Source organism: Erythrobacter colymbi (genome assembly GCF_002155685.1).
GTDB lineage: Bacteria > Pseudomonadota > Alphaproteobacteria > Sphingomonadales > Sphingomonadaceae > Erythrobacter > Erythrobacter colymbi.
On record NZ_MUYK01000005.1, the window covers coordinates 210,418 to 224,576 of the forward strand.

At 68.0% G+C, this 14,159-nt stretch carries 13 protein-coding genes; 7 read left to right on the forward strand and 6 right to left on the reverse strand.

The window, feature by feature from the left end; genetic code table 11:
- The first annotated feature begins 7 nt into the window (after positions 1–7).
- Positions 8–718, forward strand: coding sequence for a hypothetical protein (locus BZF57_RS12775; protein ID WP_086738523.1), 711 nt, complete (start codon positions 8–10; stop codon positions 716–718).
- Here BZF57_RS12775 and BZF57_RS12780 read toward each other — a convergent pair.
- Both BZF57_RS12780 and BZF57_RS12785 read right to left on the reverse strand, forming a co-directional pair.
- Positions 715–2,028, reverse strand: coding sequence for a homoserine dehydrogenase (locus BZF57_RS12780; RefSeq protein WP_086738525.1), 1,314 nt, complete (start codon positions 2,026–2,028; stop codon positions 715–717). The two genes, BZF57_RS12775 and BZF57_RS12780, sit on opposite strands and share 4 nt — an antisense overlap.
- An 84-nt stretch (positions 2,029–2,112) precedes the next feature.
- Positions 2,113–2,988 carry a hypothetical protein gene (locus tag BZF57_RS12785; RefSeq protein WP_143738495.1) on the reverse strand — a complete coding sequence of 292 codons (876 nt, stop codon included), beginning with the start codon at positions 2,986–2,988 and terminating at the stop codon, positions 2,113–2,115.
- Positions 2,989–3,352: 364 nt separating this feature from the next.
- On the opposite strand from BZF57_RS12785, the gene BZF57_RS12790 reads away from it, so the two are divergent.
- The 6 genes from BZF57_RS12790 to BZF57_RS12815 all read left to right on the forward strand — a co-directional run bounded on the left by BZF57_RS12790 (position 3,353) and on the right by BZF57_RS12815 (position 7,319).
- Positions 3,353–4,069 (forward strand): energy transducer TonB, encoded by a 717-nt coding sequence (locus BZF57_RS12790; RefSeq protein WP_240505974.1) that lies wholly within the window; start codon positions 3,353–3,355, stop codon positions 4,067–4,069.
- Between the two features lie 73 nt (positions 4,070–4,142).
- The gene (locus BZF57_RS12795; RefSeq protein ID WP_206073254.1) at positions 4,143–4,904 is read left to right on the forward strand and encodes a MotA/TolQ/ExbB proton channel family protein; all 762 of its coding nucleotides are present in this window, start codon (positions 4,143–4,145) and stop codon (positions 4,902–4,904) included.
- Positions 4,905–5,033: 129 nt separating this feature from the next.
- Positions 5,034–5,564, forward strand: a complete 531-nt coding sequence (locus BZF57_RS12800; RefSeq protein WP_206073255.1) for an ExbD/TolR family protein — start codon at positions 5,034–5,036, stop codon at positions 5,562–5,564.
- A 30-nt stretch (positions 5,565–5,594) separates the two neighbouring features.
- Complete coding sequence (locus BZF57_RS12805) at positions 5,595–6,023, forward strand: ExbD/TolR family protein (RefSeq protein WP_086738529.1); 429 nt, start codon at positions 5,595–5,597, stop codon at positions 6,021–6,023.
- Positions 6,024–6,291: 268 nt separating this feature from the next.
- On the forward strand, positions 6,292–6,729 hold the full coding sequence (locus tag BZF57_RS12810; RefSeq protein WP_240505975.1) for an ExbD/TolR family protein: 438 nt from the start codon (positions 6,292–6,294) through the stop codon (positions 6,727–6,729).
- Positions 6,729–7,319, forward strand: a complete 591-nt coding sequence (locus BZF57_RS12815; RefSeq protein WP_086738531.1) for an ExbD/TolR family protein — start codon at positions 6,729–6,731, stop codon at positions 7,317–7,319. The genes BZF57_RS12810 and BZF57_RS12815 overlap by 1 nt, the downstream gene beginning before the upstream one ends.
- Here the strand turns inward: BZF57_RS12815 and BZF57_RS12820 are convergent.
- Genes BZF57_RS12820 through BZF57_RS12835 form a run of 4 tightly spaced genes read right to left on the reverse strand, consistent with a single transcriptional unit; the run spans position 7,316 to position 14,100 of the window.
- Positions 7,316–9,796, reverse strand: a complete 2,481-nt coding sequence (locus tag BZF57_RS12820; RefSeq protein ID WP_086738533.1) for a ligase-associated DNA damage response DEXH box helicase — start codon at positions 9,794–9,796, stop codon at positions 7,316–7,318. The genes BZF57_RS12815 and BZF57_RS12820 overlap by 4 nt on opposite strands.
- A 39-nt stretch (positions 9,797–9,835) precedes the next feature.
- Positions 9,836–10,696, reverse strand: coding sequence for a DUF2059 domain-containing protein (locus BZF57_RS12825; protein ID WP_086738535.1), 861 nt, complete (start codon positions 10,694–10,696; stop codon positions 9,836–9,838).
- A gap of 48 nt (positions 10,697–10,744) precedes the next feature.
- A complete protein-coding gene (locus BZF57_RS12830; protein WP_086738537.1) occupies positions 10,745–12,397 on the reverse strand; it encodes a hypothetical protein in 1,653 nt (550 codons plus the stop codon).
- Positions 12,394–14,100, reverse strand: coding sequence for an Hsp70 family protein (locus BZF57_RS12835; protein WP_086738538.1), 1,707 nt, complete (start codon positions 14,098–14,100; stop codon positions 12,394–12,396). Before BZF57_RS12835 ends, BZF57_RS12830 begins: the two co-directional genes overlap by 4 nt.
- Between the last annotated feature and the right edge of the window lie 59 nt (positions 14,101–14,159).

The following is a 14,159-nucleotide window of genomic DNA, read 5'->3' on the forward strand; positions in this document are numbered from 1 at the left end:
CAGGGCCATGCTCCTCTCCCATATCGTCGCGCTCGCCTTGCAGGTGGCGACCGATCCGCAGGTGCAGATCGGCCCGCAGGTGCCCCCGCAGCAGACCCTGCGACTGCCGCAGTCCGCCCCGCCCGACGCGCCGAGGAAGCCGGCCGAGCCGGAGCGCCCGCGCATCCCGATCGATCTCGGCCCCGATGCGCAGACGAGCGTCACGCCGCCGCAGCAGATCGACATCCTCGTCCCGCCCCAGACCTCCGAGGCCGCCGATGCGGTGGAGCTCAAGGAATGCGAGGAGCAGACCGAGCGCGGGGTGGTCTCGGGCGAGATCGTGGTGTGCCGCGAGCTGCCTGCCGATACCTCGCAGATGTACAGCGGCAGCCGTGAGGCGTGGCTGAAGGCCTATGCCGAGCGCACGAAGAACAAGGGCACCCTGCCCACGCCCGATGTCGCCGGGCCGGGCATCTTCCGCGGGGAGCCGACCATCAGCGGCCTGTGCTTCATCGGCCCCTGCCCCAAGGACCCGGCGCTGATCGTCGATGTCGAAGCGATCCCGCCCCCGCCCGCAGGCTCGGACGCCGAGCGGGTCGCCAAGGGCTTCGCGCCGGTGGAGAGCGACGATGCGCCGCTCGATGCGGATGCGCGGGAACGGATCGCGGCGGAACTGGGTCTGCCGGAGGCGCCGGAGGCCAAAGCGGCGGAGGCTTCGACGGAACCCTCCTCGCCCTAAAGCGGCAGGATCGGCAGCACCAGCGGATCGCCCGACAGGCTGTCCGATCCCTCGAGCAGCGCCAGCGCCTTGGCGACGCAGCGCTCCGGCCCCTCGTGGGTGACCATCGCCACCATCACCTCGCCCCCGCTCTGCGAGCGGCCCTGCTGGATCAGGCTCTCGATCGAGACGTCCCCGTCACGCAGCGCGGCGGTGAGTTCGGCGAGCACGCCGGGGCGGTCCTTGACCATGAAGCGGATATAGGTGCGCTCGGTGCGGTGGCCGGGCTCGGCCGGGGGCAGTGCGGCGAGCTGGTCGCTAGGGATCGAGAAGGGCGCGCCCACCTCGTCGCGGGCGATGTCGATGAGGTCTGCGGCAACCGCACTCGCGGTCGGGCCGTCACCCGCGCCCGCGCCCTGGAACAGCAGCCGGCCGGAGAAGTTGCCCTCGGCCACCACGGCGTTGGTCGGGCCATCGACCGCGCTCAGCGGGTGGCCCTTGGCGACGAGGCAGGGCCGCACGCGCTGGAGCAGGCGCGCGCCCTCGGCGGTTTCCTCCACGTCAGCCTCGCCGATCAGGCGGATGACGAAGCCCAGCGCGTCGGCCTGCGCGATATCGGCGGCGCGCACCTGGGTGATGCCGGTGACCCGGACATTGGCGAAATCGACCTGCGTGCCGAAGCCGATTGCGGCAAGGATCGCGAGCTTGTGCGCGGCGTCCACGCCCTCGATGTCGAAGGCGGGATCAGCCTCGGCGAAGCCCAGCCGCTGCGCCTCGGCGAGCACGTCGGCGAAGTCCGCGCCGGTCGCTTCCATCTCGGAGAGGATGTAATTGCAGGTGCCGTTGAGGATGCCGTAGACCTTGGTGAGCGCGTTGGCAGAGGTGCCCTCGCGCAGCCCCTTGATGACGGGGATGCCGCCGGCGACCGCCGCCTCGAACTTCAGCGCCGCATTCGCGCCTTGTGCAAGGCGGGCGAGTTCCAGCCCGTGATGCGCGATCATCGCCTTGTTGGCGGTGACGAGCCCCTTGCCCGCCGACAGGGCCGCGCGCGACAGGGCGAGCGCCGGGCCGTCAGAGCCGCCGACCAGCTCGACCACCACGTCGACATCCTCGCGCCGGGCGAGCGCGGTCATGTCGTCTTCCCAGGCGAAGCGGGCGATATCGACGCCGCGGTCCTTGCCGCGGTCGCGGGCGGAGACGGCGACCACCTCGATCCCGCGGCCCGCCCGCGCGGCAATCAGCTTCGCGTTGGTATCGAGCAGACGTATCACGCCCGCGCCGACGGTCCCGAGCCCGGCGATGGCGATCCGTAAAGGTGCGGTGGTGGTCAAGCGGCCCTCCGATGTTGACGCAAGGCCGCGCTTAACCGTGCAGGGCGCGCGGTCAAGCGGGGATACGCCCCATCGGCACGGCTGCTAGCCCTGCGTGATCTCCCGCGCGCACGGCCCGAGCGCCTGCCGGACGAAGGCATAGTCGCTCGCGGCGAGGCGCCGCTCCTCGGGCTCGCGGGCGAGGTTGGCATTGCTCGGCAGCTGCGCGGGGAGCGAACAGGCGAGGCGATACCAGCGCAGCGTTTCGGGCTTCGGCGGGCGCGCGGCCGAATCGATGATCTCGCCCCACGAGACGCCCCACTGCGCGCGCTGCCCCGGGCGGCGTAGCACGGTGATCGACACGGGCGAGCGGTTTTCCGTGGCGAGGAAGATCTGGGTCTCCGATTCGCCCGTCAGCGTGCCGGGCACTGCCAGCGCGTCGCTGACCCCGGTGATCCGCGGGGGCACTTCGGGGGCGTAGAGCTCGGTCAGGATCGGCCGCAGCCGCGCTTCGAGCGCAGGCGTGTAATCGACCTGCGCGCGCGGGGCGATCAGCTGCACCTCGCCCGGACGGCCGGGCACGCCTTGGGCAAACAGCAGGAATTCCCGCTTCTTGAGCTTGGGCACCTTGCCCTTCGCATCGAGCGGCACATCGACGATGTAGGTCACCGCTGCCGGAGCCGTGCTGCGGCCGGCGATCAGGGCGATGGTCTGCGCTTCCATATAGAGCCGCGCGAATCCCGGCTGGAGGCCCGGCGACTTGTCCGGTTTCAGGGTCGTCTGGCGGCGAATCTGCACCCGCAGAACCAGCTGCGCAGCGTCCGAAAGGGTGGCCAGATCGGCATAAGTGGGGCCGGAAACGGCTCCCTGGGGCTGGGTTGCGGCGGCCGGCGCAAAGGTTTGCGAAAGCGCAGGAACAGCCATCGACGCGGCTCCGCCAAGCGCCATGCCCGCCACTGCCAGAGACTTGAAAAACCGCATTAATTTTCCTTTAACCTTTGACCCCGCGAAAGCCCCCGGACAGCGGGCCGATGGCACTGCTTTAGCAGGGCTTATTGCACATGGCTCGCAGTGAATCCGTGATGAACCGCAAAAGCGTTTGATCGGCTAGGGGTTGCCCGTTAAAGCCTCGGGTGCTGATTGCGCGGGACTGGGGACATTGCCGCGGGAACAGTTCAGGTTGCGTTAGGGGTCGGATGACCCAGAACGTGCCAGCCGGGAGAGAATGATCGGGCGGAGCGCTTGGCGCGCGCCCGCATTGTCTTTTCCGGCGTGGGAGGACCGAAATGACCGGGATCCGCTCACTGGCCCCCTAAGGCCAGCGGGTGGGGAGTGTGCCGATCGCATGATCGGCGAGTATTTGGAGAGAAAGCGCTGGATGTCCTACGCTAGCCAACAACAAGGATTGACCGGCCCCAAGCTGGTGTCGATGATCATCGCTCTGTCGATCGTCGGCCTGGTGGGTACGGGGATGGTCATCTATCTTGCGGTCGATGCCGTCAAGGAGATGGTCGAACGGGTGACAACCGTCGACGTGACCGAACCGCCGCCGCCGCCGCCGGACGAGCCGCCGCCGCCGGAAGAGCAGCCCGAAACGACGTCGCCGCCGCCGCCAGTCGCGCCGCCGCCGCCGTTCGCCATTTCGCCCAATCCTCCGCAGATTGAGACGCGCCAGGATCCGCCGCCGACGTATCAGACCGATCCGCGTCCGAGCACGGTGCCGACTGCGCCTCCGGGACCGCCGACGCCGCCCAAGGGCCCGTCGAAGGCACGCGGCGTGCAGCCGAAGAACGCCCGCAGCTGGCAGGCGCGCATCCAGGAAAACTATCCGCGTCGTGCGGCACAGGAAGGTATCGAAGGCACTGTCGGCGTGAGCGTGACCGTGACCACCGATGGCCGGGCCACCGGTTGCTCGGTGACCTCCTCGAGCGGTTCGAACGAACTGGATGCCGCGGCGTGCAAGGATCTCGAGCGCTATGGCCGCTTCGAGCCGGCACTCAACGATGACGGCGCTCCGATCAATGCCACGTGGCGCACCCGCATTACCTACAAGCTGAACTGATCAACCGGGTCGGCGGCCAAGGGACACACAGAGCCGCCACCCTCACGACAATTCTTTCAAGAGGACTTTCGCAATGAACCTTATGCTTCTCGCCGCTGGCGCCGCTCCCGAAAGCGAATTCGGCTTCATCCAGGCCATGAAACAGGGCGGCCCCGTCGCCTGGACCATCCTCGCGATCATGGTGATCATGTCGGTCGGTTCGTTCTACATCCTGTTCACGAAGCTGTTCGAGCAGAACAAGATCCTCAAGCAGCACAAGACCGTGCAGACCGCCTTCTGGCGCGCCGGCAGCCTCAAGGAAGGCGCCACCAAGCTCGAGAAGGACGGTCCGTGGCGTCAGCTGGCCGACGACGCTGTCAAGGCCCAGGAAGACCACGGCAAGATGACCGACAGCCTCGAATCGCATGACTACATGCACGGTTCGCTCCAGCGTTCGGAAGATTCGATCAACGCCGTGCTCAACGGCGGCCTCGCGTTCCTCGCGACCGTCGGTGCGACCGCGCCGTTCGTCGGTCTGCTCGGCACCGTGATCGGGATCTACCGCGCGCTGATCAACATCGGCATCGCCGGTAATGCCTCGATCGACAAGGTCGCCGGCCCCGTCGGTGAAGCGCTGATCATGACCGCGATCGGTCTGCTCGTCGCCGTGCCTGCGGTGTTCGCGTTCAACTACCTCCAGGGCCGCAACCGCAAGATTGCCGCGCTGCTGAGCACCTTCTCGACCGACCTGCTGGCCTACATGAACTCGAACGGCGCCGTGAAGCCGACGGTCGTGGCGGCCCCGGCTGCCAAGCCCGCCGCCAAGCCGGCGGCCGCTCCGGCGCCGAAGGCCTGATCGTCATTGCCGCATGACGGCGGGAGCGGGCCCCGGCTCGCTCCCGCCGCTGCCCGGCCAGCCACCCCAGCGGCGGCGCCCCCGGGCGGGAAACCCAAGTCAAAAGTTTTGACAGGCTAGGAATTCACAATGGCGATTTCTACGGGAGGCGGGGCCGATACCCCCATGTCCGACATCAACACCACGCCGCTGGTGGACGTGATGCTGGTGCTCCTGATCATCTTCCTCATCGCGGTTCCGGTGGCGATCCAGACGATCGAGAAGCTGAAGATCCCCGTCTTCGAATCGATCGAAGCGAAGACCAAGGCGGAAAACCTGCTTCTGACCGTCAGCTCGACCGACGATGCAGGCCGTCAGGCCGGCGATGCCGGCTATGCCGGTGCCTCGCGCAACGGCGAATGCCGGATCTACTTCAACAACATCACGCTGGTGGATTCGCAGGAACTCCAGGACCAGGCCTTCAAGCGGCTCGACGCGATCGTGCAGCGCGCTGGCGGGGTCGATGCGCTGATGAAGGATCCCGAGGCGATCCCGCAGGTCCACATCCGCGGCGACGTGAACGCTCCGTGGCGTTGCGTGGCCGGCGCGATCTACCGCGTCCAGCTGGCCGGTTATCCGATTGTCGGGTTCATCTCGAACCCCGTCGATCCGAATAGCTGACGTTCCAGACCAACTTAAGGAGTAACTGACATGGGTATGGCTGGAGGCAAGCTCGACGGCGAGCCGATGATGGACATGAACATGACGCCGCTGATCGACGTTCTGCTCGTTCTGCTGATCATGTTCATCATTACCATCCCGGTCGCGGTCAACTCGGTCGACATCGACCTTCCGCAACCGACCAACGCACCGCCGCCGGAAGTCGAGCCGACCAAGAACAAGCTGGTGCTCACCCCGCAGGACCAGATCCTGTGGAACGGTACGCCGATTGATCAGGGCCAGCTCGAAGCCGCCCTGCAACAGTCGATGCAGATGCAGCCCGAGCCCGAACTGCAGTTCGAGCCCGAGGCGCTGGCGAGCTACGACCTGTCGGCCAAGGTGCTCGACACCATCAAGTCGTCGGGCGTCACCAAGTTCGGCTTCGTCGGCAACGACAAGTACCGCGACTTCGGCAAGTGATCGCCACCCTCCAGGGTGCCCCAGAGTGCCCTTAGGGTAGGCTCAGAGGGGGCGCTGCGAGGTTTCGCGGCGCCCTTTTTGCATTCCGGCACCCGTTTTTCGCGCAGGCCGGGCGATGTTTCACGTGAAACATTTGCAGAACATCGGGCGGCTCCCGCGATCCGTTGCAGGCGCCATACCGGTACGCGTTAGGCAACCTCTTCTTTTCGCGATATTATCGGCATCCCGACGCGGCCGCATCCCCGCGGCCACCTCGCCGAGGAGAGCGATGATGCCGCACACCGTGACCCGTCCCAACCTCTACGCCCCCCGCCCCCGCCCGATGGGCGAAATGAACGTCACCCCCTTCATCGACGTGCTGCTGGTGCTGCTGATCATGGTGATCCTCGCCACCCCGATGAAGGCGGACATCACCCCCGTCGACCTGCCCGTCGCCGGCAAGCCGAAGCATCCGGTGCTGGAATCGAACGCGCTGACCATCGACGCCAATGACCGGATCGCGTGGAACGGCCATCCGGTGAGCCAGGCCGAACTGCGCGACCTCCTCGCCGCCGCCAGCGAGCGTCCCGTCCAGCCCGTGCTGCGCTTCGAGCCCGCTGCCGGCGCCAGCTACGACACCTCGGCCCGCACCATCGCCCTGATCCGCGAGGAGGGGGCCGAGGGCTTCACCTTCGTCGGCAACGAGAAGTACCGGGACTTCCCCTGATGCCCCACCCCTCGCTGCGCCGCGGCCCCGCGCCGCGGCGCTTCGACCACGGCGCGCCGATCCGCGCGATCGATACGCGGCCCATGCTGTTCGTGGCGCTGTTCATCGCGGTGCTGTTCCTGCTCGCGGCGAGCCAGACGCCCACGCACGCGCTGCTCATAAAGTTACCGCAGCCGGAAGCCGGCTTGCTCGCAAACGGCGATCCGCCCGTCGTTTACCGGATCGAGGTCACAGCCGCTGACCGGTTGCGCCTCAACGGCGAGTTGGTGAGCGTGGAAGAGTTGGTGGCGCGGCTCTCGCAAGCCAGCAAGCTTGAGCCCCGCCCCGTCCTCGCCTTCGAACCCGACGGTGCGGCCAGCTATAACCTCGCTGCCCATACCCTCGCTGTGCTTCAACGCGCGGGTCTGAATGATGAAAGGTTCTGCATCGACGGAATGGAGAAGCACGGGGATTTCAACATGGGCCGCGGCCATCCGCTGCCGCTGTTGGTCACGCTCATGGACGACGGAACCGACTGGACCGCGCCCCTGCGGCCGCCGCCCGACATCGACACCTGCGCGCCGCAACTCTACGGCACGAGAGGGCGCTAATCCCCCTCCAGCGGCGCATCCGGTCGCATTGCGGCGGCGATCAGCCCCTCGGCCTCGAGCAGCAGCTCGTCATCGACGGCCCCTTGCGGCACGGCTTCGCGGCCGATCATGGTCATCACCGGCACGGCGAGCGGGGAGACGCGGTCGAGCGTGACATGGACCAGCTCGCGCTCGGAGCGTTCGAGCAAGTCGGCGAGCCGACCCACGTCGGTCATCCGCGCCCGCGCATCGGCCCAGGCGGCCTCGATCAGAACGTGGTCGGGCTCGTATTTCTTCAGAACATCATAGATCAGGTCGGTCGAGAAGGTGACCTGCTTGCCGGTCTTCTTCTGCCCCGGATGCTGGCGCTCGACGAGGCCGGAGATCACCGCCACCTCGCGGAAGGCGCGGCGCAGGAGGTGGCTTTCGGTGACCCATTCGACGAACTCGCCCGTCAGGATGTCGGGTGACAGCAGCGGCGCGGGGTTCTCGACCGCGCGCAATCCCCACACCGCGAGGCAATAGTCGTTCGCCACGAAGCCGCCGGGCAGCAGCCCGCGATCCTCCATGCGACGGGTGATGAGCATCCCGAGGCTCTGGTTCGCGTTCCATCCCTCGAAGGTGTAGTACGCGGTGTAGTGCTTGCCGCCATGCGGGAAGCTCTCGACCAGCAGCTCGCCCGGCGCGGGCAGGCGCGAGCGGTAGTCCTGCATCTCCAGCCACTCGCGCACGTCGTCAGGGAAGCGCCCCCACCCTGCTCGGTCAGACAGGAGCCCCTGCACGCGGGTCGAGAGATGCGTGGTGAGGGGGAGCCTCAGTCCGCCATAGCTCGGGATCGTGGCCGATTTCTTGGCGGCGCGGACGGTGACGTCCATGTCCTTCACCCCCTCGACCTCGAGGCTCATGCCCGCGAAGAAGAAGGTGTCGCCGGGGGAGAGCTGCGCGGCGAAGCGCTCCTCGACCTTGCCGAGGCTGCGGCCGTTCTTGAACCGCACATTGAGCATCTCGGAATCGACGATGATCCCGGCGTTCATCCGGTGCCGCTGCGCTTGATTTGGGTGCGCGAGCCGCCATACCCCGTCCTTCGCCCGCACGATCCGCTTGAACCGGTCATAGGCCTTGAGCGCATAGCCTCCGTCGGCGACGAAGTTCAGCACGCGGACGAAGGTTTCGCGGTCGACCCAGCTATAGGCCAGAGCCGAGCGTATCTCGGCAAGCAGCGCGTCCTCGTGGAAATCGCCCGCGCAGGCGCAGGCCATGACGTGCTGGGCGAGCACGTCGAGGCTTCCCGGGCGGAAGGCCTCGCCATCGCGCTGGCCTTCGTCGACCGCTTCCTTGGCGGCGATGGCTTCGAGGAATTCGAAGCGGTTGCCCGGCACCAGCACCGCGTGGCTCGGCACGTCCAGACGGTGCCCCGCGCGCCCGATCCGCTGGAGCAGGCGCGAGGAGCCCTTGGGCGCGCCCATCTGCACGACGAGGTCGATATCGCCCCAGTCGATCCCCAGATCGAGGCTCGCGGTGCACACCAGCGCCCGCAAGTCGCCGCGCGCCATCGCTTCCTCGACCTTGCGGCGCGCCTCGGTGGAAAGGCTGCCGTGGTGGATGCCGATGGGAAGGTGGTCCTCGTTCGCCTCCCACAGGCACTGGAAGATGAACTCGGCAAGGAAGCGCGTGTTGGTGAAGACCAGCGTGGTGCGGTTGGCCTTGATCGCCTCGTAAAGCTGCGGGACGGCCCAGCGCCCCGCGTGCCCGCCCCACGGGACGCGTTCTTCCTGTGGCAGGAGGATCTCGACCTCGGGCTCGGCCCCCTCTTCGCCCAGCACCAGCGCGGCGGCAGCGATCTCGCCCGAGCCGTCGTCGATCTGCGGAGCGAGCCATTCCTGAAAATCGCGGGGGTTGGCGAGGGTAGCCGACAGCGCCACCCTTTGCGCATCCGGCGCCAGCGCGTGCAGCCGCGCCAGCGACAGCGCCAGCAGATCGCCGCGCTTGTCGGTGGCGAAGGCGTGGACCTCGTCGACCACCACCCGCTTCAGGCCCGCGAACAGCTCGGCGCTTTCGGGATAGGACAGCAGCAGCGAGAGGCTCTCGGGCGTGGTCAGCAGGATGTGCGGGGGGCGCTCGCGCTGGCGCTTCTTGCGGTCTGCGGGCGTGTCGCCGCTGCGCGTCTCCACGCGGATCGGAAGGCCGATTTCCTCGATCGGTGTCAGCAGGTTGCGCTTCACATCCTGCGCCAGCGCCTTCAAGGGCGAGACATAGAGGGTGTGAAGCCCGTCTGGCGGCAGGGTGGACGGGTCTGCGAAGGCGCAGAGCGTGGGCAGGAACCCCGCTAGCGTCTTGCCCGCACCGGTATCGGCGACGAGGAGCGCATGCTCGCCTGCGCGCGCCTTCTCCAGCATCTCCCACTGGTGCCGCCGCACGCGCCAGCCGCGCTGCGCGAACCACGTGGCGATCGGGGGCGGAAGGTCGGGGGCGGAGGGCGGCGCAGTCACCGCCCCCATGTGGCCGCTCGCCCCTGCCCCCACAAGCCTTGCCGCAGCCTATTCCTCGCGCGCGCCGTCCGCGTTCTCGGCCAGCATCCCCTCGATATCGGCGGCGGTATAGCCGGTGAGCTTGCTGACCTTCGCCTTCTCGGCCTTCGACAGTTCGGCGAAGCTGCGCTTGGGCGGCAGATCGGCCGTGGCGGCCTTCATCTTCTCCTCCATGCTGGCGAAGCTCGCCATCAGCTGCGGCAGCGATTCCATCGTCGCGCTGACGATCCGCGGATCGCTCGACATGGTGAAGCTCTTGCGCGCATAGGCCGCGCCGCTGTCGGTGAGGAAGAAGGCTTCGACATCGTCGAGCTCCTTCTGCGAGAAGTGGATCGCGTAGAGCTCCGACATCGCCTTGCGCATGGTCGGCTCCATCGCGGTCATCATGTCGCGCATCAGTGCCGGCATCAGCGCCCGCTCGCGCTTGTGGCGTTCGGCATAGGCCGGATCGAACAGCGCGGCGAGCTCGGCCGCCTGCGCCTCGGTGAGATCGAGCGCGGCGGGGCCGATGCCCACGCCCTTGCGGATCGTCTCGTCCGCCGGGGCCTCGGTCGCATCGAGCATCGGGCCGAGCAGCTTGTCGAACATTCCGCCCATCATCTCGCCCAGCGTGCCCTCGGGAATCATGCGGTTGATCACCCGCTGCGCCTGCGGCAGGCGGGCCTCCTGCTCGGCGGTGAGCGGCTCGACCTTGAACATGGCGCCGAGCGCGGCCATCGCCTGATCCATGCCCTCGGCCCCGCTGCCGGCGGGGCCATCGATGCGCTCGCCGACAACCATGGGGGCGGGCGGCGGCGTGTCCTGCGCGGCAAGCACCGCCGGAGTGGTCAGGGCAGCCGATGCGGCCAGCAGGATACCAAAGCGCTTCATTGCAATCCTCCGATGGTGTTCGTTGCATTCCGGCCGACAGATCGCGGCCTACAGTCCCTTGAGCACTTCCTTGGGCACCTTGCCCGGCGCCGCGCGCACGGCTTCGACAAGCGCGAATTCGACGCCGCAGCGGTCGGGGCTGTCGGGGTTCCTGAGCGCTGCCACCAGCCGCTCCTCCGACAGGCCGCTTCGCTTGAGCATCGCCTCGATCAGCCAGCCGGGGATGGTGTAGCGGGTTTCGCCCCCTTCGGCCTTGTTGCTCAGCACCTTGGCCTCCAACAGCTGGCGCAGCAGCGCCTGTTCGCGTGACTGCTCCTTGTCGGTGAGCTTCAGGTCAAGCTTGCGCAGATCGCCGCGCATCAGCTTCTGGCACGCATCGCCGGGCAGCCTTCGCGCCGCGTTGAGCCACAGCGACTTGAGATCGGCCCGCACCACGAGTTCATTGTTCGCGGCGACCTGCGACGCACCGATGGCCTGAGTCCGCGCATAGTCGATCGGTTCGATGGGAGCCTTGTCCGCGATGCTCACCAGCGCCTCGAAGGTCTTGGCGAAGTTCGGATCGGCCGCGCGAACATCGGCGAACTTGAAGCCCTTGCCGAAGACCCTGTCGGCGGCGATGTCGAGCTCGGCTGTTTTCAGGGCGGCCTCGACCTCGGCGAGAGGCGGCTTGCCGGCATCGTCGTCCCCTGTCGGCCCCATCAGTGCCGCGACGCCGCGCATCAGGGCGAAGAACAGCACCACGAAGAGCAGCGCCCCGCCGAAGCCGCGTCCGGCATTGGACGCGCCCTCGGCCACGCCGCCACCGTTCTCCCACGAGCGGACGCGCTCGGCATCGAGCAGGCTTTCGAGCTCGGGATAGCGTTCGCGGATGCCGGTGAGCAGGCGGTGGATGTCGAGCCGCCTGACGCGGAGCCGGTCGACGAAACCGGCGCGGCCCGGGCGGGAGAGTTCCGCCCACGCCTTGTGCAGCGGGTGGCCGGGCTGCTGCACCTTCTCGTGGAAGCGCATCCCCTTGAGGCGGTCGTTGAGGAAGCGCAGCGCGTAGCGTTCCTCCAGCGCGCCCGCCTCGCCCAGCCAGTGGAAGGCCTCGTTGGCCGGCTCGACGAAGGGCGCCGATCGCGGCCAGGTGCGCGCGAAGAGCTCGCCGAGCGCATTGTCGAGCGCATCGTGTTCGAGAAGGTCCGCCTCCTCCGCGCGCGCGATCAGCACGCCGAGCGCGGCGAGGCCCGTCTCCAGCTGCTCGTGGGTGACCGCCTCCTCGCTCGGTTCGCCATCGGGGTAGAGCACGTCGAGCATGGTGTTCCACGCCGCCTGCGCGCGCAGCTGGGCTTCGGTGAGTTCGGGCGCGGGATCGTCACCGGAGACGGGATCGGGATGCTGGGCGGACGGGCTGTCATCCCACGGGTAGTCCGCGTCGTCCCAGTCGCCGAGGCCGATGTCGTCGTCATCATCATCGTCGTCGAGACTGCCGAGGCCGTAGACTTCGCCCTCGTCCTCCTCGCCCGCGCTTTCTTCCTCCACATCGGGCTGCGCGGCCAGCCACAGGGCGTGGTCGCGCGCGCGGCGCAGTTCGGCGTAGCCTGCGATATCGTCGTCGAGATTGGTCGCGCGCAGGATATCGGCATAGGCCTTGCGGATCGCGCCCGTATCCTTGGTCGGGTCGATCCCGAGGCGGCTCCACGGAAAGGCGCGGCGGCTCATAGAGGAGACTGTGCGTCGATCTCGTCGAGCAGCTGCCCGAGCGCATCGCGCGCATCGGCGATGAGGCGCGGGTCCTGCGTCTCGAGCGCGCCCTGGAACTGGGTCAGCGCATGGCCGATCACGTCGCGGACATGGCCGGTGAAGCCCTCGTATGCCCGCTCGGCCCGCGCCAGCATGGCAACATTGTCGGCCTCCTCGCGCGGGTGGACCTTGAGCTTTTCCAGACGCTTGCGGCTTTCGGCGATGTCCTTCTGGCTGCGGCGATCATCCTCGTCCACGATCACCATGTTGCGCGTGAGGCCCGTCGCCGGGACTGCCACGTCGACATCGAGCAGCCCGCTGGTGTCGTAGGTGAAACGCACGTCAACCTGCACCTCGCCGGCCGGACGCGGGGGGACGGGCACGGTCAGCTCGCCCAGCTTGACGTTCTTCTTCACGTCGCGCGCTTCGCCCTGGTAGATCGCGAAAGTGACCTGCCGCTGGTTGTCGCCGAGGGTGAAGAACCGCTCCATCCGGCTGACCGGCACGGGCGTGTTGCGCTCGATGATGGGCGCGAAGATGTCGTCGTGGAAGACGCCGTGCGCATCGCGGGTGGCGGTGTTGACGCCCAGCGTGAAGGGCGCGACGTCGGTGATGCGGATCTCCTCGAGCCCCTCCCCGCCCGACAGCAGCCCGGCCTGGATCGCCGCGCCCAGCGCGACCGCGTGATCGGGGTGGACGGTGGAATTGGGGAAGCGCCCGAACATCCGGGTCAGCGCCTTCCGCACCACCGGCATGCGGGTGGCCCCGCCGACCAGCACGATGTCCGACAGGCTCTTCACGTCGATATGGCAATCGCGCAGCGCCCGGATCACCGGATCGCGCAGCTTGCGCACGAGGCCGGCTGCGGCTTCCTCGAAGGCTTCGGTCGTGACCATCGTCCCGGCGGACTTGCCGTCGATCGTCAGCACGAATTCGGCCTTCTCCGAAGTGGACAGCGCGCGGCGGGTGCGCTCGGCGGCGAGCTTCATCAGCGCATCGCGGCGCGTGACCGACACGCCCTCCAGCGCCGCGTGGCCGAGCAGCTGCGGCTCGACCATCCGCGCGAGGACGGCATCGAAATCGTCTCCCCCCAGCCGGTTGTCGCCCGCCGAGGCGCGCACCTCGACGATCCCGTCGAACATCTCGACGATCGAGACGTCGAAGGTCCCTCCGCCAAGGTCGAAGACGAGGAACGGCTCGCGGTCGCCCTTGTCGGCAAGGCCGAAGGCGAGCGCGGCGGCGGTGGGCTCGTTGATGAGGCGCTTGACCTCGAGCCCGGCGATCTCGCCCGCGCGGCGCGTGGCGCGGCGCTGGCGTTCGTTGAAATAGGCCGGGACCGTGATGACCGCCTCGGTCGGGCGCTCGCCGGTCGCCGCCTCGACATCGTCGGCGAGGCTGCGCAGCACCATCGCCGAGAGGTCTTCGGGCGTCAGCGTCGTGCCCGCGAGGGTGACGGTGGAGGCGGTGCCCATCATCCGCTTGAAGCTGGTGACGGTATCGGCCGGGTGGGTCGCCATCCGGTCGACCGCGGCCTCGCCCACCCAGCTCTGCCCGCCCTTGGCCAGACTGACCGCCGAGGGCGTGAGTTCCCGCCCAAGCGCATTGGGCACGAGTTGCGGGACACCGTCCTTCCACAGCGCAACCGCGCTGTTGGTGGTGCCGAGATCAATACCGACGAGCATGCCAAATGTCATAGCGCGGGGCGCGCGTCAGGCAATTGGAATTGCGGCGGGATTGGCGG